The following is a 22,662-nucleotide window of genomic DNA, read 5'->3' as shown; positions in this document are numbered from 1 at the left end:
CCCGGAGTCCGCATGAACGCCCAACCCTACACTCCGGCCCTGGCGCGGCCCCGTCGCGTGATGGTGCTGGGCCTGGCGGCCCTGTCCACCGGTTTCGCCTCCGTGGAGATGCACCGGCTGCTCGCGGCCCACGGCACCACGGTGCCGGAGCTGTTCGTGCTGGGCCTGTTCGCGGTGTGCTTCGCGTGGATTGCCCTGTCGTTCTGGAGCGGCGTCGCCGGCTTCATCCAGCTGGTGGCGAACCAGCGGCTGCCGGGTCTGCGCTGGCCCACCGAGGAGGAGGCGGCCGGTCCACTCACGCGCCGCACCGCGGTGGTGATGCCCGTCTACAACGAGGACCCGTCCGCCGTGTTCGCGCACGTGCAGGCCACGTATGAGTCCATCGCCGCGACGGGGCAGCTGGACGCGTTCGACTTCTACGTGCTGAGCGACTCCACGCGGGCGGAGTCGTGGGTGGCGGAGGAGCTGGCGTGGTCGGAGCTGTGCCGCCGGGTGGGCGGGCAGGGGCGCATCTTCTACCGCCGCCGCTCCGACAACACGGCCAAGAAGGCGGGCAACCTGGCGGAGTTCTGTGAGCGCTGGGGCCGCCGCTACGACTTCCTGCTGGTGCTGGACGCCGACAGCCTGATGGCGGGCGACAGCGTGGTGCAGATGGCCCGGTTGATGGAGCTGAACCCGGGCGCGGGCATCCTCCAGGTGCCGCCGCAGAACGTGGGGCGATCCACGCTGTTCGCGCGGCTTCAGCAGTTCGCCGGGCGCGTGTACGGACCCATCGTGGCCGCGGGCGCGGCGGCGTGGCAGATGGGGGACTCCAACTACTGGGGCCACAACGCCATCCTGCGCATGGCGCCCTTCATCGAGCACTGCGGCCTGCCGGTGCTGCCGGGCCAGCAGCCGTTTGGCGGTCACATCCTCAGCCACGACTTCGTGGAGGCCGCGCTGATGCGCCGCGCCGGCTACACGGTGTGGCTGGTGCCGGAGTTGGGCGGCAGCTACGAGCAGCCGCCGCCGGACCTGCTCGCGTACGCGCAGCGCGACCGCCGCTGGTGCCAGGGCAACCTCCAGCACCTGGGCCTGGTGATGGCGGGCGGCCTGCATCCGATGAGCCGGATGCACTTCCTCATGGGCGTGATGTCCTACGTGGCGTCGCCCCTGTGGCTCATCTTCCTGGTGGCGGGCCTGTTCGCCGCGCTGCACGAGTGGTTCTTCGCGCCCGCGACGCTGTTGGAGTTCCAGTCCACGCTGCCGGGCGGAGACGCGTTCGACACCGTGGGCGCGCTGCGGCTGATGGCGCTGTCGCTGGCGCTCCTGTGGATTCCCCGGCTGATGGGCCTGGGCCTGCTGCTCGCGAACCGCGAGGAGGCGGCGCGGATGGGCGGCCGGTTCAAGCTGGTGCTGAGCGTGATGCTGGAGGGCGTGGTGTCCACGCTGATGGCGCCGGTGATGATGCTCTTCCAGTCGCACTTCGTGTTCGGGACGCTGCTTGGCTACAAGGTGAACTGGTCCAGCCAGCAGCGCGAGGACACGGACCTGCCGTGGTCGGAGGCGCTGAGCCGGCACAAGTGGCACATGGTGATTGGCGGGGTGCTCGCGGCGCTGACGATCGCGGTGGCGCCGGGGATGCTGGCGTGGCTGTCGCCGGTCATCGTCGGGCTGTGGCTGGCTCCGGCCATCTCCGTCTTCACCGCCCGCGCGTCGCTGGGCCTGTGGGCGCAGCGGAAGGGCCTGTTCCTCATTCCGGAGGAGGCCGAGCCGCCCACCGTACTGGTGCGCGCGCAGGAGCTGGCGGAGGAGGGGATGGAGCCGGTGGACGACGCGTTGGATCACGTGCTCTCCGACCCTCGCGCGCATGCGCTGCACCTGGCGCTGCTGGAGTCCCACCCGACGGCGAGCGTCCCCGTGGCGCTGGCCTCCGCCCGGCGCAAGCTGCTGGCGGGCGGGGTAGAGCCCCTGTCCCCGCAGGAGAAGTCCGCGGTGCTGTTGGACGCGCGCACACTGTCGGAGCTGCGCGGCCGGCGACTGGGCGTGCAGGCCTGATCCCGGTTGCATGACTCCGCTTCGCCCTGGATGCTCCGGGGCATGAAACGGGTCTCGTCCGCCGCCACGCTCGCGCTGTTCGTGTCCTCCGGGGTCTTCGCCGCGGAGGCTCCCGCATCCAAGCCCCAGGTGGCCGAGGACCGCTGGTGGAAGCACGTGGAGGTGCTCGCCAGTGACGCGATGGAGGGGCGTGACACGGGCAGCAAGGGCTACGCGACGGCCGCGGGCTACGTGTCCAAGGAGCTGGCCTCGCTCGGCGTGAAGCCGATGCTGAAGACGGGCTTCCTGCAGCCCATGGCGCTGCAGTCGCGCCGCCTCATCGAGTCGAAGTCCAGCGTCGCGCTGGTGAAGGACGGCAAGACGCTGCCGCTGGTGCAGGGCGAGGACGTCGTGCTGTCGTCTCGGCAAGGCGACAACGGCACCGTGGAAGCTCCGCTGGTGTTCGTGGGCTACGGCCTGTCCATCCCCGAGATGGGCCACGACGACTACGCGGGCCTGGACCTGAAGGGCAAGGTGGTGGTGATGCTTCAGGGCGGGCCAGGGAACATCCCGGGCCCGGTGAAGTCGCACTTCTCCTCGTGGGCGGAGCGGCTGAAGGTGCTCAAGGCGGCGGGGGTCGTGGGGGTCGTGTACCTCCAGAACCCGAAGCTGCTGGAGCTGCCGTGGGAGCGCGTCGTGGGCTCCAACAAGAACCCCACGGTGGTGTTCGCGGATTCGTCGCTCAATGACTCGCGCGGGCTGAAGGTCACGGTGGTGGCGAACGTCACGCAGTCGCAGAAGTGGCTGGAGGGCGCGCCGCACACCTACGAGGAGCTGGTGGCGCTGGCCAACGCGGACAAGCCGCTGCCGAAGTTCGACCTGCCGCTGCGCCTGAAGGCGAAGCTGGCCTTCGACGTGAAGCCGCTCAAGTCCATGAACGTGGTGGGCGTGATGCCGGGCACGGATCCGGTGCTCGCGAAGGAGTACGTGGTGCTCAGCGCGCACCTGGACCACGTGGGCGTCGGCGAGCCGGTGAAGGGGGACCGCATCTACAACGGCGCCATGGACAACGCGTCCGGCGTGGCGGCGGTGCTGGAGGTCGCGCGGCAGCTGCATGATCAGCAGGAGAAGCCGAAGCGCTCGGTGGTGTTCGCGCTGGTGACGGGGGAGGAGAAGGGGCTGCTGGGGTCGAAGTACTTCGCGTCCCGGCCGCCGGTGCCCATCACCTCCATCGTGGCGGACTTCAACCTGGACATGTTCATGCCCCACTGGCCGTTCACCTCCGTGGTGGCGCACGGCAAGGACGAGTCCTCGCTCGCGGTGCCGCTGGCGGAGGTGGCGGCGAAGCTGGACGTGCAGGTGCTCCCGGATCCGGAGCCGGACCGCAACCTGTTCGTGCGCAGCGATCAGTACTCGTTCATCCGCGAGGGCGTGCCCGCGCTCTTCTTCAAGTTCGGCTACACGCCGGATTCGGAGGAGCAGAAGGTGTTCAAGCAGTGGCTGGCCGAGCGCTACCACGCGCCGTCGGATGACCTGGCGCAGCAGCCCGTGGACCACGAGGGCGCCGCGCGCTTCATCACCTTCCTGACCACGCTGACGAACGCGGTGGCGGACGCCCCCGGCCGGCCGTACTGGAACGACGACAGCTTCTTCCGTCGCTTCGCGAAGCCGGCGCCGGAGGCGGCTCCGGCCCCGTAAGCCGGAGCGCCTTCACGCATCCAGGCGCGTGTCGGTGACGCCGGGGCGGGCCTCCAGGAAGCGGAGCGCGCAGCGGATGTCGGACGACGCGGTTTCACGCGGGGCGTTCCGGGCCGCTTCGATACGGCGTCGGGCGGCGGCCCTGGCAGTGTTGCCTTCGGGGCTTCGCGCGGGCGCGGCGTCGGCTTCGGCCAGGTCGAGCGCCGCGCGGAGCAGATCCACGAGCTGGAAGAGGGCAGGGTCCTCGCGCAGCTCGGGGGCTCCTTCCAGTCCGGCGAAGCCCTCTCGCGCGGCGCGCAGCTCACCGCACGCGGCCTCCAGCGCGGCCCGGTGCGCGATGAACCGCAGGGCCTGCCAGCGGGACGCACGGCCCAGGATGGTGACCGCCTCCGTCAGCGCCGCGCGTGCCTGCGTCCAGTCCCCCCGGGCGAGCGAGGCGCGGCCCAGTTCGCCCAACGCCGTGCCTTCCAGCAGCCGCAGCCCCAGGAGCCGCGACAGGCGCACCGCGGACTCCAGGTGTTCGCAGGCCTCCGCGATGCCGCCCGCGTCCATCAGGTAGCAGCCCAGGTTGATGCTCGCGAGCGCCTGACCCGCGCGGTCCTCCACGCTCAGCGCGCGGCCCAGCGCCTCGCCCAGGAGCATCACGGCTTCACCGGCGTCGCCCGCCTCGCCGATGGCGACCGCACAGTTGGTGAGGAAGCCCACCTCGAACGTCACGTCGCCCACTTCGCGGAACAGCGCCAGCGACTCGCGCAGGTGGGGGATGGCCGCCTCCGGCCCGTGGCGCACCTGTTCGACGAGGCCCAGGTTGCCCACTGCGTAGGCCTCCAGCCAGCGGTCGCTTCCGGAGGGCAGCGCCTGTGCGTCGCGCATCAGCGTCCACGCGGCGGCCCCGTCTCCGGCGTGACGGGCGACGATGGACAGGTCCACGAGCACGCGCTTCTCCGCCGCCGACTCCCTCAACATGTGGAAGACACCACGCGCCTCCTCCAGGGCCTGGCGCGCATACTCCGCCTGTCCTGCGTCCATGTACGCGCGGCCCAGCACCGCGAGCGCCTCCGCGCGCTTCAGTGGTGCCACGGAGACGTGGGCCGATGCCTCCAGCACACGCTCCAGCCGCTCCACGAGCAGCCCCACCGGTCCACGCGTGCGCGCATCCGGCTCCAGCGCCACCAGCGTCTCCATCGCTCGGCCCAGGGACTCGGCGGTCGCGGGACGGACGGCCATCGCGTTGGCGCACGCGGCCAGCAGGTTCTCTCGCTCCAGGGCAAGCCGCCGCAGCGCCGTCGCGCCGCCCGTCTTCTGCACGCGCTCCCGCAGCAGTCCCGCGACCTGGAGGTACGTGTCCGCGTGCCGGGTCTCACACGCCGTTTCGTCGCCCATCTCGTGCAGCCGCAGCGCCGCGTACTCGCGGATGCTCTCGTACAGCCCCAGGCGCAGGAATCCGCCGGGAGCCCCCACCTCGCGCGCGCACAGGAGCGATTGGGAGCGCAGCGAGTGCACCACCTCCAGCACGTCCGGCGAGCCCTCCGGCAGCACCAGCACGGTTTCGGCGGCCTCCAACGTGAAGCCGCCCCGGAACACCGAGCACTGCGCCAGCGCGTCGCGCTCGGCCGGCTCCAGCAGGTTCCACGACCAGTCGATGGCACCTCGCAGCGTCGCCTGTCGCGCGGGCGCGTCCCGCCGCCCCACGCGCAGCAGATCGAAGCGCTTCGACAGCCGCTCGCGCAACTGCTCCACGCCCAGCACGCTCACGCGCGCCGCGGCCAGTTCGATGGCCAGCGCGATGCCGTCCAGCTGCCGCACGATGTCCGAGACGCGCGGGGCGTCCGCGTCGGTCAGGATGAAGTCGCCGCGCGTCTCCCGGGCCCGCTGCACGAACAGGCGCACCGCGTCCGAGCGCAGGATGACGTCCCAGCGCGTCTCGTACGGATCCGGCAGGGCCAGCGGGGCCAGATCCAGCACTCGCTCCCCTGGCAGCCGCAGGGCTTCTCGGGTCGTGACGAGGAAACGGGCGCGCGGCGCCAGCACCCACCAGCGCCCCAGCGTCGAGGGCACGTGCCGCACCACCTGCTCCACGTTGTCCAGGATGACCAGCACGTCGCCACATCCCGCGAGCGCGCGCCCCAGCCGCTCCGCGGGCGTGCTGCCGTCTCCGTCCGCGGTGAGCGGCACGCCCAGGGCCCGGCCCACCGCGTGACAGAGGTCGCCCTCCGTCAGCGCTTCCTCCAGGTCGCATCGCCAGACGCCGCCCTCCCACGTGCCCGCGTCGGACTCCAGCGCGCCGAAGTGCGTGGCCAGCCGTGTCTTGCCCATGCCCCCAGGGCCCAGGATGCTGATCAGCCGCGCGCCTTCTGATACCCACTGACGGAGCGTGTCCAGCTCCTCTGCGCGCCCCACCAGGTCCTGCCGCAGCGTGGGCACGTTGCCGGGCCGTTCGCGCGGGGCTCGCAGGGAGCCAAAGCGGCGGTGCGCGAGCGACGCGGGCAGAAGCTCCACCAGCGCCACGCTGTCGCTCACGCCGCGCAAGCGGAAGGACCCCAGTGCGCGCGCGATGGGCATCCCCAGCGCCGCCAGCTCCGGTTGGATGCGGGTCCACGCCGCGCCGCTCAGCAGCACCTGGCCGCCATGTCCCGCGTCCGCGACCCGCGCCGCGATGTTCACCGGAGGCCCCAGGTAGTCCAGCCGGTGCGTGGACGGATCCAGGCGGCAGTCGGGCTCGCCCACGTGCACGCCCATGCGCACGCGCAGGCCCCGGTGGCTCAGCCCTTCCGGCGCGTGCTCCTCCGCCGCGTCCGGCTCTTCCAGCAAGGCCTCCGGCCAGCTCGTGTGCAGCAGCGCCTCCTGCGCGCGCAGGCACCAGTGCGCCGCCTCCACCGGGGACGCGAACGCGACCATGAAGGCATCGCCCTGCGACTTCACCTCGTAGCCGTCGGTGCCCAGCAGCAGCGCGCGCAGCACGCCGTCATGCAGCTCCAGCGCGTCGCGCATGGCCTGGCCACAGCGCTCCCACAGCCGCGTGGACCCCTGGATGTCGGTGAAGACGAGCGCCACCGAACCGGTGGGCGGCAGGTGCCGGGCGGGCGGCGGAGCAGGGACGGAGGCGCCATCGTCGGCCGGGGGCGCGACGACCGTGAGTCTTCGGAAGGCCTCTCCCATCTCCCGCTCTCCCCGATGCCAGGAACCCCCACCCGCTCCCACCCTCCTGTCGCCCGTGAGGGTGACCCCCGTGCCGCTGGCGCCTCACATGGAAAGCAGTACGGGCCGGAACGGCAACGCGCACCTGACGGGCAGGGTGGTGCGCCGCTAGTGAGCACTTGTGATCGCGCCGCCCGCGCATCCATCCACGGACGACATCCGCATGACCCCGTGGGGCCGGTCGTCACCGCCTGCCCGCTTGCCGCGCCGCCGGGGTCTGCCGGGCCCCATTCCAAGGAAGACGGGGGGCCGTGTTAGGACGGAGACACGTCCCGTCCCCGCGGCTGGAGCGCGAGGGCGCGACGCCTCTTCCTGGAAGGACTCATGCGTTCGACTTCGGCACTGGCGTTGATGATGGCTTCCCTCGCGGTGGGCGCGCTGTCGGCTTGCGGCGATGACGACAAGACGGACAACACCCCGGACTCGGGCACGAGCACGGACGCGGGCACGAACACCGACGCCGGCACGAGCACGGGCAACGGCCAGTGCCCCGCCTCCGCGATCATCTGCGAGAACTTCGACAAGGGGCAGAACGGCTGGAAGCACCCGGACGAGGACCACCACGCCACCATCGCCATCGACGGCACGCGCACCCGCTCTGGCAGCGGCGCGCTGCACGTGAAGACGGACCCGGGCTACAACGAGGACACGGGCCCCGGCGACCAGCAGGCCATCGCGCACCTGCGCAAGGACATCCCGGCGTTCGGCACGAAGCTCTACACGCGCGCGTACGTGTACCTGAACCGGGCCTCGCCGGAGGGCGTGATGGGGACGTACTTCATCCTCTTCTCGCCGAAGGACAACGACTTCGGCGGCATCGAACTCCAGGGGATGCACAACGGCGCGTTCGCGCTGGATGACTGGAGCGGCATCAAGGGCACGGGCTGGAACCTCCAGGAGGACACGAAGGTCACGGTGTCGCCCAACAAGTGGACCTGCATCGAGTGGGGCGTGGAGCGCGCGAACAGCACCGCGACCACGGGCCACGCGCTGGTGTGGGTGGATGGGAAGCAGGCCTACGACTTCCCCAACGTGGGCATCCGGCCGTTCACCAACTTCGGGGTGGGCTACGGCTTCGTGCACCCCAAGGGCGACTCCGCGTCGGAGACGTGGGTCGACGACCTCGCGGTGGCGACCGAGCGCATCGGCTGCGAGTGACGCCATGTCGCTGAACCGCGTCGCGGACGAGACCCTTCACATCCTGGAACAGGGCACCTACGTGCCGCTGTCCGGGCGGGAGGTGTCCATTCGCGACGCGGTGTCGCGCGCGGTCGAGGGCACCGTGCTGGTGCGCCCCGGTGACTTCGAACACCTCACGCGGCCCGCGCCGGTGCCGGGCTTCACCATCGAGGTGACGCCAGAGAAGACGGGCGACGCCGCGCGCCGGCTGGTGGAACAGGAGGGCGAGCGGCGGGTGCTGGCGCTCAACTTCGCGTCGGCGGTGAACCCGGGCGGCGGCTTCCTCACGGGCGCGAAGGCGCAGGAGGAAGACCTGGCGCGGTGCTCGGCGCTGTATCCGTGCCTGTTGAAGTGGCCGGAGTACTACGACGTGAACCGCAAGCTGCGCTCGCCGCTGTACACGGACCACTTCATCTATTCGCCGGACGTGCCGTTCTTCCGCAACGAGCACTACGACCTGCTGGATCGGCCGTTCTCCGTATCGGTGCTGACGGCGCCCGCACCCAACGCGAGGGAGTTGCCGGCGAAGGATCCGGAGGTCGCGCAGAAGCTGCGCGAAGTACTGGCCGCGAGGGCGCTCAAGGTGTTGCAGGTGGCGGCGCACCATGGGCACCGCACGATCATCCTGGGTGCATGGGGTTGCGGCGCGTTCCGCAACAACCCGCACGACGCGGCGGAGGCCTTCGCGCGAGGGCTCTCCACGATGGCGGGCGCGTTCAGCCGCGTGGTGTTCGCGGTGTACGAGCGCGGCGGGAAGGGGCCGAACCTGAGCACCTTCCGCGAGCGCTTCGGCTGAGGGCCTGTCTGGTGCGCGTGCGCGCCTGCTAGCCTTGCGCGCATGCGATGGAGCCAGGTGGGGCTCGTGGTGGGGATGCTCGCGTGCGCGGGCACGTCGAATCAGAAGCCGGTGTCCGTATCCGAGGTGGCGCGCACCGAGGCCGCGCCCGCATCCGCGCTGCTCACGGTGCTGGCGAAGGACGCGGAGGGCAGGCCGCTGCCCCACATCGCGTTCCGGATCCGGGAAGCCATTGCGGATCACCCCGAGGTGATCTGGGGCACGACGGATGCTCGGGGGGCTGCCGCGTTGACGGTGCCTCCCGGCTGGTACGTCTTCACCGCCGAGGCCTCGGGCTACCAGACCTTCGTGGATCCGGACGTGCGGCTCGGGCGCGAACACCCGGCGACCGTGACGATGACGCTCCGGTCCTCCAAATCGGTCCCCGGACGCGTGGTGGATGGCGCGGGCCAGCCCATCCGGGCCGTGTCGCTCTCGTGGATACCGGCGGACACGACGGCGCCCCGGCTGGACCTCGTGGGGAACCCGGACGGAACCTTCCGGTTCGAAGGCATGGGGCCCGGCCCGGGCGTGCTGCTGGCGCGGCGCGAAGGCTACAGCGACGAGCGGTGGGTATATGACGCGCGACCGGCGGAGCTGTCGCTCGTCCTGCGCGAGCAGGGCACGCTGCGGGTGACGGCCCTCGCTCCGGATGGGCGTCCGGTGGGCGTGCCGAGGGTGGAACTCAAGGCGCTCGATCCCGTGGCGAAGGAGGGCGATTGGATCGATGAGCACGTGAAGGACGCCCGGATGTACCGGGGCCTGGAGGCAGGGCGCTTCCGGGTGACGTTCACGCATCCGCTGGGTGGAAACGCGGAGTGGAGTGCGTCCTCGGAGGTGGAGGTCGTGGCGGGGCAGACTCGCGAGCTGACGCTCCGCTTCGAGGGGGTGGTGGAACGCGCACCGCTTCGGGGCCGCGTCATCGACGCCGGCGGACGGCCCGTGGCGGGCGTGTGGCTGAGCGCCTCATCGGGTGAGCCGATGAAGGACGCCTTCGCGAGCGAGGACTCCACCCGGACCGACGCGCAGGGGCGCTTCACGTTGCAACACCTGCCGCGGGGACCTGTTCGCGTGGAGGTCTCCAGCGGGATCGTGAAGGTCGAGTTCGGTCCGGAGGCCAAGGACGTGTTGTTGGAGCGGCGCCCCAGTCCCTTCGTGGAGGGACGCGTGCTGGGACCGGATGGAAAGGCCCTGACCCGTTTCAAGGTGAACTCGGATACCTACGAGGATCCGGAGGGGCGCTATCGGTACACCCTGGAAGGCCCTGGGCCCGCGGGCCTGGTTTTCGAGGCGGAGGGACTCGCGAGCGCGCGCAGGCGGGTGGATCCCCGGGAGGAACGGACCGCCCTGCCAGACGTGAGCCTGGAAGCAGGCCGCACCGTGCGCGTCCGGCTCGTGCGGGAGAACGGGCAGCCGGCCGTGTCGAAGGGAAGAATGGACCTGCATCCGTTGCCCGGGCGCAAGTCGACGTTCGCCTGGTTCCAGACGTTCCTGAACGTGGATCCGGAGGGCCGCTACGTGCTGGATCACGTGCCGCGAGAGCCGTTCATCCTCGATGCGGAGACGGAAGAAGATGGAACGGCCTCACAGCCGTTGGGCGCGGACGTGGAGGAGGTGACGATGCGGCTCAGTCCGGAGGCCACGCTGGCTGGCACGATGGTGGATGAAGTGGGGCGCCCCTTGCAGGGCCTCAGCCTGATGACGGGGTGCGAGGTCTATCCCGACCGGGTGCCCGTCACCGACGCGGAGGGACGGTTCAGCTTGTCGGTCGTCCCGGAGCGCGAGTGTGTCTTGAGTGTCTATCAATACAAAGACCCAGGCGGTTGGCCCATGCCCCCGCTGCGCGTCTTCTGGCCCTTGCGATTCAACAGTGGCCGTCCAGGAGAGACGGTCCGGGTGGAGCTGCGGCCGCGCACGGGCCCCGCTGCCGTGCAGGTCTTGTTTCCGGATGCGGGCGAGTGGGATCGGGTCATCCTCGTGCCGGGGGATGTTCCGATGCCGTCGACGGCGGAGGCCATGAACGCGCTGATAGCCTCCGCTGCCGAACCGGATTCGGCCCCCGCCGAGCAGCGCCCGGAACGCCAGGTCGAGAACTGGTTCTATCGCTCCTGGGGTGAGCCCCGGTTCAGCCAGCTGCCGCTGGGCCGCTACACGGTTTTCGTGCTCGGAAACCGTAACGGGCTCTTTGTGCTCCGCTACTCCGTGAACCTCACGGAGCCTGGTGTCCACAGGTTCGAGACGAAGCGCGCCGTGGTGGGGGGCGTGCACTTCGTTCACTGATGGAGTCGCGCCTCACGATGCCCTGCTAACCTGCGGGGCATGCGATGGAGCTGGGTGGGGCTCTTGGCCGTGGTGCTCGCGTGCGCGGAAGCGCCGCGTCCGGTGATGAAGCGTTGGCCTCAGGAACAGGTGCCGGTGGGCGTACGCGTCGTGGATGCGGCGAACCAACCGGTTCCAGGTGTGTCCCTCGTAGCGCGCCGCGCGGATCGCGGGTCCTCCGTCGCCAGGGGAGGCACCACGGATGCGACCGGCACGGCGCGGCTTCAGGTGATGCCGGGCTGGTATGTCCTCCAGGCGGAGGCGCCCGGCTTCGTGAGCGTGACCCGCACGGATGCGCGGGTTCCTTTCGGTGATGAGGTTCGTTGGGACGTAACGCTGGAGCGCGCCGCACCCGTCGCCGGTCGCGTGGTGGATCTGGACGGACGGCCCGTCGCGGGGGCTCGGCTTGAACTCCGCTTCGCGAACGAAGACGTGGCCGTCCCGCCGACCGAGAGCGATGCGGAAGGGCGCTTCCACTTCGACGGCGTTCCCGCCGGAGCGGTGACGCTTCGCGCGGAGAAGGATGCTTGGAGTCCGACGCGGCTGAAGCTCGCGGCGCCCGCACCGGAGTTGACGGTGGTGATGGGGGGACTCGGCAAGATGCGGGTCCGGGTGCTGGATCCCCAACAGCATCAACTGCCTGAGCCTTCCGTGTGGATCTCACTCGAGGAGGAAGGCGAGCGTCCGATGACGAAGAGCCCGATTCAGGTGCCCGAGGGCATCCTGTTCCTGAACCTCCCCGCCGGTCGCTACCACGTCTCGGGTCGATACGAGCCCTCGGTGGGATGCGGGTGGGAACGTGTCATCGAAGTCCACGTGCTTCCGGGGCAACAGACGGAAGCGACGGTGAGCTTCGAAGGGGTCGAGGGGTTCGGGCCCTGGCGCGGGCGTGCTGTCGACGACAAGGGAAGGGCGCTCGGCGGTGGACGGGTGATGGCCTGGATGGGGGATCACGGAGAGGACGCACTTGGTCTGCGCGGAAGGTGCGAAGCCGGCGTGGAGCCGGATGGCTCCTTCTCTCTTTCACGTGTGACCGGGCCTCCGGTCCAGGTGGTCTGGAACTCCGACAAACCGTCACCCACGCGGATCTTGAAGGGCGCGCTCGGGGCGGGGACGGGCGAAGCGCTGGTGTTTCCCACGGAGGGCGGGGCCCTGAAGGGCCGTGTCGTGCGCCCGGATGGGCAGCCCGTGGGCTACTTCGAAGTCGACGGATACTTTCCGGGGAATCAACGGGGCGAGTACGTGCAGGGCGTGTGGATGAACCACACCTATCAGTGGGTCATCGACGTGTTGGGCTTTGCTCCCGCCCTTGTGCGCGCGCAGGGGCAGGTTGGGGAAGAGCTCCAGGTTCCGGACGTCGTGCTCGACGTGGGCCGCACCGTGCAGGGCCGCGTCTTCGCGAGAAACGGTCGCACGGGCGTGCCCAATCAAAAGGTCCAGCTCGTGGAGACGTTCGACCTGGACGGGCATCGGTCGAATCGCCCGCGGGCGGCGAGGACCGACGCAGAGGGGCGCTTCCAATTCGAGCATGTGGCGGGCCGGCTCCAGTACCTGCGCGTGGATGCGAAGGACCAGGGGACCGTGCTCCAGGCGCTCGAACCCGATGCGTCGGCGGTGCGGTTGCGGCTCGTTCCCAACGCGGAGCTGCATGGCTCCGTGACGGATGGCGCACGGGTTCCGCTGGCGGGAGTGGGCCTGCATGTCCGCTGCGAAGGTGGCTTCAAGATGAACACGGGAACGGACCCGGCGGGCCTCTACTCCATGAACATCCCGGGAGACCGCGAGTGCTTCGTGCATCCCGTCGTGAGCCCTCTGAATGTCCGGGATGGGCACCTGCCGCCTCCGGTGTCCTTCTCTCCGACGCGGGTTCGTCTGGCGCCCGGCTCGCGCCATGCGCTGGACCCCACGCCTCGCCAAGGCGCTGCCTCGCTGAAGGTGAGCGTCGAGGCATCCCTCGAGTTCGTCACTGCGTTCGTCCTGCCAGGAGACGTTCCGTGGCCCCGCTCGCCCGAATCATTGGATGCGCTCATCCGGGCCGGCTTCAACCCGGAAGATGATGACGACGGCTTCACTCCCTCGTTCATGTGGGGGGCGGTCTTCCACTTCGGCCATCTTCCCCTGGGGCACTACACGGTCTTCATCCGGGATGCGATTGATGGAGCGGATGCGGTCCTTCGCATGCCCGTGGAGCTGACTGGAACCGACGTGCACATCATCCGGTCCGAGCGCCCCGGTCTCGGAGGCGGAAGGCCGTACACGCGCTGACGTGAGTCCTGCGCGTATGCTTCACGCCATGCGATGGAGCTGGGTGGGGCTCGTTGCCGTGGTGCTCGCTTGCGCGGGCACGCGTCCGGAGTTGGAAACGCCCGGACCGGCGAAGGATGTGACGTGGATGTTCCGGGTCGTGGACCCGGAGGGGCAACCTGTCCCCGGTGCGCGGGTGAACGTCTGGCGCACGGAGCTGTCGCAAGACAACGCGCTGCCCGGCATGACGGACGCAAAGGGGACCGGACGTGTTGCGCTGAAGCCGGGCCGGTATGCCGCGGAGGTCCAGGCCCGGGGCTTCGTGACGGCATTCCGCACGGACATCCGGATCGCGCCGGATTCGAGGCCGCGGATGGAGCTGTCCCTGGCGCGCACGGTGCCACTCTCCGGACGCGTGGTGGACACGGAGGGAAAGCCGCTGAACAGCGTCTGGCTCCGGTTTGTCTCTTCCACCGTCGCCACCCCGCTCGTGCAAACCTCCAGTGACACGCAGGGCCAGTTCACCCTCCAGGGCGTGGCCGCGGGCGAGGGCCTGCTCTATGCCAGCAAGGCGGATTGGAGCTGGCACCGCTTGAAGGTCGTCACTCCCCAGCCCGAACTCACCATCGTGATGGGCCAACACTCGTCATTGCTCGTACGGGTGGTCGACCCCGAGGGCCGCGTGGTCCCGAACTCCCGTAGCTTCGTGAGGCCCATCGACCGGAATGTCGGCATCTCGCACGCGTCCGAGCAAACGGCTGAGGGAGCGCGCCACCTGCGACTCCCGGCGCAGCGCTATCGCGTGTCGGCCAGCTACGCTCCTGCGTCTGGGTGCTGGTGGGACCGCACCGTGGACGTCGACGTCCCTCCCGGACAGCAGGCTGAATTCACGGTGAGCTTCGAAGGCGTCTCCAGTGCGGGAGTCTGGACGGGCCGGGCTGTGACTCCCGACGGGAAACCGCTGGCTGGCCTGGTGCTTCGGGCCACGGCGCTCAAGATGCCGGAGGGCGGGGACCTCATGGGCGAATGCATGACGACGACAGACCCGGACGGACGCTTCGAGTTGAGGCATCCCCTGGCTCGGCCCTACAAGCTCGCACTCGGGTCCATGGATGGGCTTCGCCGGAAGATGGGCGTCGCGGAACAAGCACCTTCCGGCCCCAATGGCGGGCCCGTGGTGTTCCATCCTCCTGGCGCGCTGCTAGGAGTCGAAGCTCGCGCGCGCGAGGAACTGACGCTCCCTGACATCACGCTCGAACCCGGTCACACCGTCGTGGGCCGGGTGTTCCACGAAGATGGGCAGACAGGGGTTCCCCATGCCCGCGTCGAGCGGGTGGCCCCCGCCGACCTGGAGACCCCGCGCGACGAGCACCGCGCGGCGAATGAAGCGAACGAGGCGGGCCGCTTCCACATCAAACAGCTGCCCCGAAGCACCCAGTTCCTTCGGGTGACCGACGAGCAGTGCGGAACGGCCTTGTACGAGGTCGGACCTCACGAGGACCAGGTGGAGGTGCGGCTGACCGCGGACGCGGTGCTCCAGGGGGTCGTGACGGATGGGGCGCGCGTTCCGCTCGCGGGCGTGACCGTCCGGGCGCGCTGCGAGGCCGGGCTCGACACCCGCACCACGACGGATGAAGCAGGCCACTACGTGCTGCGCGTTCCGGGGGACCGCGAGTGCTTCGTGCACGTTTCGGATGAGCCGCTCCGGGATGCCCAGTGGCCCCGGCCCGCGCCACTGGTCTTCTCACCCCAGCCCGTCTCGTTCTCGCCTCACCAGCGCGAAAGCAGGGACTTCGTCCCGAGGGACGGAGGGGTCGCGCTCCAGGTCCACTTCCCGGAGCCACGCGAGAAACTGGAGACCTTCCTCGTTCCCGGCCATGTGGACATGCCTAAGACGTACGGAGCCCTGCGGATCCTCCAGCGCTCCGCATTCACCAGCGATCCCGCCGCGAGGAAATGGCCGCCGGAGGATCCAGATGTGCCGGAGGCTTACTACTGGCGCACGGACTTCGCCTTCAGCCATCTGGCGGCCGGCCGCTACACCTTTATCGCCATCGATGGGGAGTTCGGACCGTCGGTTCTGCGCGTGCCCGTGGACCTGAAGCAGGGCGAGATGAAGGCCCTCCGGCTCGGCTTTCCCGCCGACAGTGGGGGGACGCTGCTCGTGCCCTGAAGCCCGCCTGCATTCCGTCCACGGCAGCGTCACGCCCTGCTAACCTGTGGGGCATGCGATGGAGCTGGGTGGGGCTCGTTGCCGTGGTGCTCGCTTGCGCGGGCACGCGTCCGGAGTTGGAAACGCCCGGACCGGCGAATGAAGTGACGTGGGTGTTCCGGGTCGTGGATCCGGGGGGACAGCCCGTGTCCGGTGCGCGGGTGAACGTCTGGCGCGCGGATCTGTCGCAAGACAGCGCGCGGCCTGGGACGACGAATGCACAGGGGGCGGGGGCCCATCTCCTGAAGCCGGGCTGGTATGCAGCGGAGGTCCAGGCACGAGGCTTCGTGACGGCATTCCGCACGGACATCCGGATCGCGCCGGAATCCAAGCCCCGGATGGAGCTGTCCCTGGCGCGCACGGCGCCACTCTCCGGACGCGTGGTGGATGCGGAGGGGAAGCCCGTGAGCGACGTCCGGCTCCGGTTTGTCTCTTCCAGCGTCGCCGCCCCGGTCGTCGAAACCACCAGTGATGCGCAGGGCCACTTCACCTTCGCGGGTGTGAGCGCTGGCGAGGGGTTGCTCTATTCCGACAAGGAGGAGTGGAGCTGGCAGCGGTTGAAGGTCCTCACGCCCCAGCCCGAGCTCACCGTCGTGATGGGCCGGCGCTCGTCATTGCTCGTGCGGGTGCTCGGCATCGACGGACGCGTGGCCCCGAACTCCTCGAGCTTCGTGAGCCCCATCGACCGGTGGGTCGACCTCTCGCACGAGTCAGAGCGAACGCCCGAGGGGACCGTCCACCTGCGACTCGCGGCGCAGCGCTATCGCGTGACGGCTGTCTACGTTCCTCACGCCGGTTGCTGGTGGAAGCGAAGCGTGGACGTCGAAGTCCTTCCCGGGCAGCAGGCCGATGTCACCGTGAGCTTCGAGGATGTCACCCGTGCGGGCCCCTGGATGGGCCGGGCGGTGACGCCTGACGGCAAGCCGCTGGCCGGACTGCGACTGCTCGCCACGGCGCTCAAGGCTCCGGAGGACAAGGGGCCCGGAGGCGAGTGCGAGACCCTCACCGCCCCGGACGGAAGCTTCGAGTGGTTGGGTGCCCTGGCGCGGCCTCACAAGCTCGAGCTCCGAACCCAGGCAGCTCACCGGCAGATGGGCGTGGCGGAACAAGCGCCTTCCGACATGAAGGGCGGACCCGTGGTGTTCCGCTCGCCTGGCACGCTGGTGGGACGGGTCCTCGGGCCCGACGGAAAGCCTGTGCCCGAGTACAGCGTCGATTGGGCATCCTTTACCGAACCCGAAGGTCGTTTCAGCCGGGAGCTGTGGGCGTCTCGCACCTACTCGCTGATCGCCAGTGCTCCGAACATGGCTCCGACGCGCGTGCGTGTCGAAGGCCGCGAACATGAGGTGAGGACGGTCCCGGACATCATGCTCGACGCCGGGCACTCCGTGGTGGGGCGGGTCGTCGAGGCGGATGGCCTTACCCCGGTGCCCCAAGCCAGGGTCGAACTGGTGGACCCCGACGATGTGGACATCCGGCGTTCGTACTTTCCTCATGTGCTTCCCGCCGACATGGCTGGCGGCTTCCGGTTCGACCGCGTGCCCCGGCGACGGCAATACCTTCGGGTGAATGACGAGAAGGCCGGGACGATCCTGTACGCGCTCGGGCCCGGCGAGGACCGGGTGGACCTCACGCTGAAACCCGACGGAACGCTCGAAGGCTTCGTGACGGATGGCGCGCGGGTTCCTCTCGCGGGGGTGACAGTGCAGGTGCGTTGCGAGGCCGGGCTCGATGCCCGCGCCAAGACCGACGAAGCCGGGCACTACGTGCTCCGCGTTCCCGCGGACCGGGATTGCTTCGTGCATGCTTCAGAGGAGCAACTCCGGGATAGAGCGCCCTGGCCCAGGCCTCCACCGCTCGTCTTTTCGCCCCAGCCCGTGGTGCTCTCCCCGCGTGAGCGTGAGCGCACGGACTTCGTGCCCCGAAGTGCTGGTGCCACGCTCCGTGTTCACTTCCCCGAGCCGCGTGAACGACTGGAGCCGTTCCTTGTCTCTGGCAATGCGCGCATGCCGAAGAGCTTCGCGGAGCTGAAAGCACTCCAGCGGTCCGCCTTCAGCATCGACCCGCCTTCACTCACCTGGCGTTCGGATGATCCGGACGTGCCCGGATATCAATTCCTGCAGAAGAACTTCACGTTCAGCCACCTCCCGGGGAAGCGCTTCACGCTCTTCGTCGTCGAACCCCAGGACACCGCGTTCGCGGTCCTGCGCGTGCCGGTTGACCTGATCCGCGAGGAGACGAAGTCCCTTCCGCTCCGCTTCCCCCTGGAGAGTGGAGGGGCGCTGCTCATGGATTGATGCCGGCGCCGCATCCGCGCCAGTCCCTGCTAACCTGCGGGGCATGCGATGGAGCTGGGTGGGGCTCTTGGCCGTGGTGCTCGCGTGCGCGGAGGCGCCGCGTCCGGTGCAAACGAAGACCCGATGGCCCATGGAGGAGGTGGCGTTCACGATCCGCACGTTGGATCCGGCCGGACAGCCTGTTTCCAGCGTGAGGCTGGTGGCACGCCGCGCGGATCGCGGGAGCCTGGTCATCAGGTCAGGCACCACGGATGCGACGGGGACGGCCCGGCTCCGGGTGATGCCGGGCTGGTATGTCGTCCAGGCGGAGGCGGCGGGCTTCGTGAGTGTGACCCGCGCGGATGCACGGGTCCCCGTTGGCGGAGAGGCGCGTCTGGATGTGACGCTGGAGCGCGCGGCGCCAATCGCCGGGCGCGTGGTGGATCTGGAAGGACGGCCCGTCGCGAGGGCCCGGCTTGGACTCAGCCTCGCCAACGAGGCTGTGTCCGTCCAGCCGACCGAGAGCGATGCGGAAGGGCGCTTCCACTTCGACGGCGTTCCCGCAGGGAGCGTGACGCTTCGTGCGGAGAAGTACGACTGGAGTCCGACGCGGCTGGAGTTCGTGGCGCCCGCACCGGAGTTGACGGTGGTGATGGGCGGGCTCAGTTCGCTGCGTGTCCGGGTGCTGGACCCCCAGGGCAGGGCGTTGCCAGGAGTGGCCACTCACATCAATGCGATGGACGAAAGGCGCCCCTTCGAGCGGTTCCCGGAGCAGGGTCCGGAGGACGTCGTCTTCCAGCAGCTTCGCGCAGGACGCTACCTCGTCACCGGCCGCTACGAGCCCTCACCGGAGTGCTGGTGGGATCGCTCCATCGAAGTCCAGGTCGCGCCAGGTACACGGACGGAGGCGACGGTCAGCTTCGAGGGGATCCACGGGCTGGGGCCCTGGCGGGCACGTGCAGTGGAGTCCAAGGGCCAGGGGGTTGCTGACCGCGAGGGAATGGCGTGGACGGGAAGCACATCGACCACCGAGGCAGGGCTGCGAGGGAAGTGTGATTTCCGCACGGCAAGTGACGGGAGCTTCATCCTCCCGCACCTGTTGGAGAATCCCGACTTCATCTCGATGACGGATTCCAGCGCGCGCTTCGAATGGAGGTCGCAAGGGTCACCGCCGCCGGGGACGGGTGAAGCGCTGGTGTTTCGCAAGGATGGAGGTGCTCTGAAGGGTCGTGTCGTGCGCCCGGATGGGCAGCCCGTGGGCTTCTTCGAAGTCGACGGACACCCCCCACACAATCCGCGGGGCGAGTACGTGCGATACGTGGACTTGACCCACACCTATCAGTGGGTCATCGATGTGTTGGGATTCGCCCCCGCCCTCGTGCGCGCGCAGGGGCGGGAAGGGGAAGTGCTCCAGGTTCCAGACGTCGTGCTCGACGAGGGCCGCACCGTGCAGGGCCGCGTCTTCGCGAGGAACGGACGCACGGGCGTGCCCCATCAGGAGGTCCAGCTCGTGGAGGCGTTCGACCTGGACGGCCATGGACCGCCGCGTCGCCTGCGGGCGGTGATGACCGACGCAGAGGGGCGCTTCCAATTCGAGCATGTGCCTGGCCGGCTCCAGTTCCTGCGCGTCGATTCGAAGGAACACGGGACCGTGCTCCATGCGCTCGAACCGAATGAGACGGCGGTGCGGTTGCGGCTCGTTCCCCATGCGGAACTGCACGGTTCCGTGACGGATGGAGCGCGGGTTCCGCTGGCGGGGGTGAGCCTGAACGTCCGCTGCGAAGGTGGGTTCACGGTGAGCTCCAGGAGCGACGGGGCGGGCCTCTACTCCATGAACATCCCGGGAGACCGCGAGTGCTTCGTGCATCCCGAAGGGAGCCCCCTGAACATCCGGCCGCCTTTTCCGCCCCAGCCGCCTCCGGTGTCCTTCTCCTCGACGCGGCTTCGTGTGTCGTCCGGCTCACGGCAGGCGTTGGATTTCGAGTCCCGTGAGGGGCCCGCGTCGTTGGAGGTGAGCGTCGAGGCATCTCGCGAGCTCATCACCGCGTTCGTGCTTCCGGGAGACGTCCCCTGGCCTCGCTCGCCCGAGGCGCTGGATGACCTGCTCCGGGCTGGCTTCGGACCCGACCCGATGCCGAACACATGGGAGTCGGAGTCCGGGCACGAGTCCTTCGCTCCCCACTTCATGTTGGGGGCGGACTTCCGCTTCAGTCGTCTTCCCCTGGGGCACTACACGCTCTTCATCCGGGACGAGCTGGAGGGAACGGACGCGATCCTGCGCATCCCCGTGGAGCTGACCGGGACCGGCGTGCACGTCATCCAGTCCGCGCGTCCTGGTCGCGGAGGCGGAAGGCCGTTCATGCGCTGATGCGAACCCATCGCGTATGCTTCACGCCATGCGATGGAGCTGGGTGGGGCTCGTTGCCGTGGTGCTCGCTTGCGCGGGCACGCGTCCGGAGTTGGAAACGCCCGGACCGGCGAAGGACGTGACATGGGTGTTCCGGGTCGTGGACCCGGAGGGACAACCCGTGTCCGGTGCGCGAGTGAACGTCTGGCGCGCGGATCAGTCGCCAGCCTATGGGCAGCCCGGTTCGACGGATGCGCAGGGGACCGGACGCGTTGCTCTGAAGCCGGGCTGGTATGGCACGGAGGTGCAGGCGCGTGGCTTCGTGACGGCCTTCCGCGAGGACATCCGGATCGCGCCGGACTCGAAGCCCCGGATGGAGCTGTCCCTGGCGCGCTCGGCGCCCCTCGCTGGACGCGTCGTGGATGCGGAGGGAAAGCCCGTGTCGGGCGTCCGGATCCGCTTCGCGTCCTCCAACGCCGCCGCTCCCTTCGTGGAAGCCATCAGCGGCGAGGCGGGCCAGTTCAGCATGCAGGGTGCAGCCGCTGGCGAGGGCTTCCTCTACTCCGACAAGGACGGTTGGAGCTGGCAACGGTTGAAGGTCATCACGCCCCAGCCGGAACTCACTGTCGTGATGGGACAGCTCTCGTCGTTGCTCGTGCGGGGTCTGGACCTCGAGGGACGCCTGATCCCCAACTCCCATAGTTCCATCACCCCCCTGGACCGGCCGATTGGTATCCGGCATCAGTCCGAGCAGACGCCTGAAGGAACGGTCCACCAGTTGCTCCCAGCGCAGCGTTATCGCGTGATCGCCAGCTACGCTCCGGCCCCGCGTTGCTGGTGGCGCCGCGCCGTGGACGTTGAAGTCCTCCCCGGACAGCAGGCCGAAGTCACCGTGAGCTTCGAAGGCGCTACCAGCGCGGGCCCCTGGACGGGCAGGGCGGTGACACCCGACGGGCGGCCGCTGGCCAACATGAAGCTGCGGGCCACGGCGCCTCCCTCCGCGGAGGGCATGGAGGTCGAAGAGGGTTGTGAGGGCACGACCGGTCCGGACGGACGCTTCGAGTTGTCGCATCCCCAGGCAGGGCTCCATCGACTCCAGCTCAGACACGCGGCTGAACCCCATGAGCGGGTCGGCGAGGCGGAGCTCGCACCTTCCAATGCGAAGGACGAACCCGTGGTGTTCCACGCTCCCGGAACATTGGTGGGACGCGTCCTCGGCCCTGATGGGAAACCCATGACCTACTTCGACGTCGACTGGCAGAGCCAGTCCGACCGTGATGGCCGATTCATCCGGGGGCCGACCCGGTCCCGGACCTACTCCTTGCGTGTCGACGCCGCGTACATGGCCTCCTCGCGCGTGCGGGTCGAGGCTCGCGCGCATGAGGAGCGAAGGGTCCCGGACATCCAGCTCGACACGGGGCACTCTGTGCTGGGCAGGCTGCTCGAGGCGGATGGACGCACACCCGTGACAAAGGTCTGGATCGAGCTGGTGGACCCCGCCGACGTGGACATCAAGCTCTGGAACTCCCGCTTCGGGGCTCGCCCCGACGAGGCCGGCCGCTTTCGCTTGGACCATGTGCCACGGCGTCCGCAGTACCTCCGGTTGAATCGCCTGGAAGGCGGGACCCTCCTGTATGAGCTTGGGGCTCGTGAGTCTCGGGTGGAGCTCCGGCTGAAGCCGGATGCAACGCTCGAAGGCTTCGTGACGGATGGAACGCGTGTTCCGCTTGCGGGCGTGATGCTCGAAGTGCGGTGCGGGGCCGGGCTCGATGCCAGCACCAAGACCGACGATGCCGGCCACTACGTGCTCCGAGTGCCAGCGGACAGGGATTGCTTCGTGCACTTTCCGGTGGATCGGCGCTGGATCTACACGTGGCCGCGGCCCACGCCGCCCGTCTTCTCTCCCCAACCTGTTTCCCTCTCACCTCGGGAGCGCGAACGCAGGGACTTCGTTTCGAGGAGCGGTGGTGCGCGACTCCAGGTCCACTTCCCAAAGGTGAGGGATGGGCTGGAGACGTTCCTCGTTCCTGGCAACGCGCGCATGCCGAAGACATTCGCGGACCTGAAAGCGCTCCAGCGGTCCGCCTTCATCAGCGATCCGGCTCTAAACCCGTGGCGGACGGATGATCCGGACATGCCCGTCAATGAATACTGGCAGAAGGACTTCTCCTTCAGCCATCTGCCGGACAAGCGCTACACGCTCTTCGCCGTCGAGCCCCAGGACGGAGCGACAGCGGTCTTGCGCGTGCCCGTGGACCTGAAGCAGGGCGAGACGCAGTCCCTCCAGCCGGGCTTTCCCGTCGACAGTGGAGGCACGTTCCTCGTGCCTTGAATCCCG

The 22,662-nt window shown here is 69.3% G+C and carries 11 protein-coding genes; 10 read left to right on the top strand and 1 reads right to left on the bottom strand.

Annotated features, from left to right (window positions below):
- Positions 1–12 precede the first annotated feature (12 nt).
- Both mdoH and D7Y04_RS29755 read left to right on the top strand, forming a co-directional pair.
- A complete protein-coding gene (gene mdoH / locus D7Y04_RS29760; protein WP_121761458.1) occupies positions 13–2,037 on the top strand; it encodes a glucans biosynthesis glucosyltransferase MdoH in 2,025 nt (674 codons plus the stop codon).
- Positions 2,038–2,079: 42 nt separating this feature from the next.
- Positions 2,080–3,714: a M28 family metallopeptidase gene (locus D7Y04_RS29755; RefSeq protein WP_121761538.1), complete on the top strand. Its 1,635-nt coding sequence runs from the start codon at positions 2,080–2,082 to the stop codon at positions 3,712–3,714.
- A 12-nt stretch (positions 3,715–3,726) separates the two neighbouring features.
- Here the strand turns inward: D7Y04_RS29755 and D7Y04_RS46600 are convergent, their stop codons facing one another.
- Positions 3,727–6,873 carry an adenylate/guanylate cyclase domain-containing protein gene (locus D7Y04_RS46600; RefSeq protein ID WP_121761457.1) on the bottom strand — a complete coding sequence of 1,049 codons (3,147 nt, stop codon included), beginning with the start codon at positions 6,871–6,873 and terminating at the stop codon, positions 3,727–3,729.
- Positions 6,874–7,236: 363 nt separating this feature from the next.
- Between D7Y04_RS46600 and D7Y04_RS29745 the strand changes: the two genes are divergently transcribed.
- The 8 genes from D7Y04_RS29745 to D7Y04_RS29710 all read left to right on the top strand — a co-directional run bounded on the left by D7Y04_RS29745 (position 7,237) and on the right by D7Y04_RS29710 (position 22,656).
- The gene (locus tag D7Y04_RS29745) at positions 7,237–8,070 is read left to right on the top strand and encodes a hypothetical protein (protein WP_120595680.1); all 834 of its coding nucleotides are present in this window, start codon (positions 7,237–7,239) and stop codon (positions 8,068–8,070) included.
- A gap of 4 nt (positions 8,071–8,074) precedes the next feature.
- The gene (locus tag D7Y04_RS29740; protein ID WP_120595681.1) at positions 8,075–8,887 is read left to right on the top strand and encodes a TIGR02452 family protein; all 813 of its coding nucleotides are present in this window, start codon (positions 8,075–8,077) and stop codon (positions 8,885–8,887) included.
- 42 nt (positions 8,888–8,929) lie between these two features.
- On the top strand, positions 8,930–11,206 hold the full coding sequence (locus D7Y04_RS29735; protein WP_121761456.1) for a carboxypeptidase-like regulatory domain-containing protein: 2,277 nt from the start codon (positions 8,930–8,932) through the stop codon (positions 11,204–11,206).
- Between the two features lie 54 nt (positions 11,207–11,260).
- A complete protein-coding gene (locus tag D7Y04_RS29730) occupies positions 11,261–13,510 on the top strand; it encodes a carboxypeptidase-like regulatory domain-containing protein (RefSeq protein ID WP_233601634.1) in 2,250 nt (749 codons plus the stop codon).
- 28 nt (positions 13,511–13,538) lie between these two features.
- A complete protein-coding gene (locus D7Y04_RS29725) occupies positions 13,539–15,662 on the top strand; it encodes a carboxypeptidase-like regulatory domain-containing protein (protein WP_233601633.1) in 2,124 nt (707 codons plus the stop codon).
- Positions 15,663–15,730: 68 nt separating this feature from the next.
- Entirely contained in the window at positions 15,731–17,998 is a 2,268-nt protein-coding gene (locus D7Y04_RS29720; RefSeq protein WP_233601632.1) for a carboxypeptidase-like regulatory domain-containing protein, read from the top strand.
- A gap of 58 nt (positions 17,999–18,056) precedes the next feature.
- Positions 18,057–20,345, top strand: coding sequence for a carboxypeptidase-like regulatory domain-containing protein (locus D7Y04_RS29715; RefSeq protein ID WP_233601631.1), 2,289 nt, complete (start codon positions 18,057–18,059; stop codon positions 20,343–20,345).
- Between the two features lie 28 nt (positions 20,346–20,373).
- Positions 20,374–22,656 (top strand): carboxypeptidase regulatory-like domain-containing protein, encoded by a 2,283-nt coding sequence (locus D7Y04_RS29710; RefSeq protein ID WP_233601630.1) that lies wholly within the window; start codon positions 20,374–20,376, stop codon positions 22,654–22,656.
- The last annotated feature ends 6 nt before the right edge of the window (positions 22,657–22,662 follow it).

The sequence above is a fragment of the Corallococcus sp. AB038B genome, from assembly GCF_003668955.1.
Classification (GTDB): domain Bacteria; phylum Myxococcota; class Myxococcia; order Myxococcales; family Myxococcaceae; genus Corallococcus; species Corallococcus exiguus.
This window is presented reverse-complemented; position numbering and strand designations above follow the sequence as displayed.

What these genes read in the sequence shown, in the direction of transcription:
- mdoH (WP_121761458.1), top strand. Translation starts at nt 13, where the DNA reads ATGAACGCCCAACCCTACACTCCGGCCCTGGCGCGGCCCCGTCGCGTG.
- D7Y04_RS29755 (WP_121761538.1), top strand. Translation starts at nt 2,080, where the DNA reads ATGAAACGGGTCTCGTCCGCCGCCACGCTCGCGCTGTTCGTGTCCTCC.
- D7Y04_RS46600 (WP_121761457.1), bottom strand. Translation starts at nt 6,873, where the DNA reads ATGGGAGAGGCCTTCCGAAGACTCACGGTCGTCGCGCCCCCGGCCGAC.
- D7Y04_RS29745 (WP_120595680.1), top strand. Translation starts at nt 7,237, where the DNA reads ATGCGTTCGACTTCGGCACTGGCGTTGATGATGGCTTCCCTCGCGGTG.
- D7Y04_RS29740 (WP_120595681.1), top strand. Translation starts at nt 8,075, where the DNA reads ATGTCGCTGAACCGCGTCGCGGACGAGACCCTTCACATCCTGGAACAG.
- D7Y04_RS29735 (WP_121761456.1), top strand. Translation starts at nt 8,930, where the DNA reads ATGCGATGGAGCCAGGTGGGGCTCGTGGTGGGGATGCTCGCGTGCGCG.
- D7Y04_RS29725 (WP_233601633.1), top strand. Translation starts at nt 13,539, where the DNA reads ATGCGATGGAGCTGGGTGGGGCTCGTTGCCGTGGTGCTCGCTTGCGCG.
- D7Y04_RS29710 (WP_233601630.1), top strand. Translation starts at nt 20,374, where the DNA reads ATGCGATGGAGCTGGGTGGGGCTCGTTGCCGTGGTGCTCGCTTGCGCG.